The following is a 1,315-nucleotide window of genomic DNA, read 5'->3' as shown; positions in this document are numbered from 1 at the left end:
GCAGATAGGCCCGGTTAGCGCAAGAGGAGTAGGCCTTATCGGCCATCACGGCACCGGGCCTGCGACGCGGACGTCCCAGACCACGGCGCGGAATACGAACAACCTCCATCAGCGGGACGAACCGCGGGGAGTCACCGTGCTGTCCCGGACTGGTCAGCCGGGCGATCGGCCGGCACCGCCGGTCCGCGACCAGGTGAATCTTCGTACTCAGCCCTCCCCGGGACCGGCCCAACGCCTCCCGGCCGACCGAATTCTTGTCATTCGATCCAGCCCCCCCGCACGGTCATCAGCGGCCGGAGCCCGCCGGGCCCCAGCCGCGTGCTGATGCGCACGAGCGATGGTCGAATCCGCACTCACCGTCCAGTCCTTGCCCTCGGCCTCATCACACCCGGCCCGCAGCCCATCGAGGATCCTGGCCCACGTCCCGTCCAGTGACCAGCGACGATGCCGGTTATAGACCGTCTTCCAGTTCCCATAACAGCCAGGCAGATCACGCCAAGGACCGCTTGTACGGGTCCGGAAGAACACACCATTGATCACCATCCGATGATCAGCCCACCGGCCACCACGCCGCGGCCTCATCGACGGCAGCAACACCTCCAACCGAGCCCATTCACCATCGGTCAGATCGTGCCGCTTCAACCGCTCCTCATCCACAGAACTGATCTACCAGACAAACCAAGATCTACGACGCTGCCTGGCGGCTTCATCGGATCCACAGCCTGCGGTGCCACCACGGACCTCCCGGATCGGCGAAAGGATCGGGCAGCGTACGCGCGAATGCCATCCTGTCGATCGGACGCACGGCCGCGGCGAGGACGCCGGCCGCTCTCGGCGGCAGCGCGCGGACGGCCTCCTCGATCACGTCGCGGGTGTACGGCGGGTCGGCCCACGTGTGGCCGACCTCCAACATCATGAACTCAGGCGAGGCGTATGGAGCACAGCGCGCGTGTTGTTTCCACGCCCCCAGGGCACGCTCAACGGCGTCTTTATCCAGCTTCTTCTTCTCCATGGCCCTGACCTGCCGGTATATGGACAAGGGCAGTATCGACCGCGAGGGCCAGAGAGGACCCGGTGAACGCGGGTGCAGGGGCAGTTCCGCCCGTATGGCGGCGGGGCGCCTACGCGGCATGACCCTTTCTGTGGATCCTCATGCGGCACATCTTCGACCGGGCCGAGCCCGATCGTCAAGCCACTTCGCGCGCCGGATCGCGGCTGGGTTCGCCACATGCCATCGGCGTTCTCAACTCGACGACATCCTCGGCCGCCTCGCGGCCAGCGCCGACGCCCTCTTACGCTAACCAAGCCTATCTGT

The 1,315-nt window shown here is 66.2% G+C and carries 2 protein-coding genes; both read right to left on the bottom strand.

Annotated elements, in window-relative coordinates:
• Positions 1–207: 207 nt before the first annotated feature.
• The gene (locus AB0G15_RS43480; protein WP_362851594.1) at positions 208–657 is read right to left on the bottom strand and encodes an IS5 family transposase; all 450 of its coding nucleotides are present in this window, start codon (positions 655–657) and stop codon (positions 208–210) included.
• A 49-nt stretch (positions 658–706) separates the two neighbouring features.
• Positions 707–1,012: a hypothetical protein gene (locus AB0G15_RS43475; RefSeq protein ID WP_362678116.1), complete on the bottom strand. Its 306-nt coding sequence runs from the start codon at positions 1,010–1,012 to the stop codon at positions 707–709.
• Positions 1,013–1,315: the final 303 nt, after the last annotated feature.

The sequence above is a fragment of the Streptosporangium sp. NPDC023825 genome, from assembly GCF_040639575.1.
GTDB lineage: Bacteria > Actinomycetota > Actinomycetes > Streptosporangiales > Streptosporangiaceae > Streptosporangium.
The sequence above is the reverse complement of the archived record's forward strand: the minus strand, read 5'-3'. Positions and strand labels throughout refer to the sequence as shown.

Excerpts from the sequence above, each read along its gene's own strand:
- AB0G15_RS43475 (WP_362678116.1), bottom strand. The coding sequence starts at position 1,012 with ATGGAGAAGAAGAAGCTGGATAAAGACGCCGTTGAGCGTGCCCTGGGG.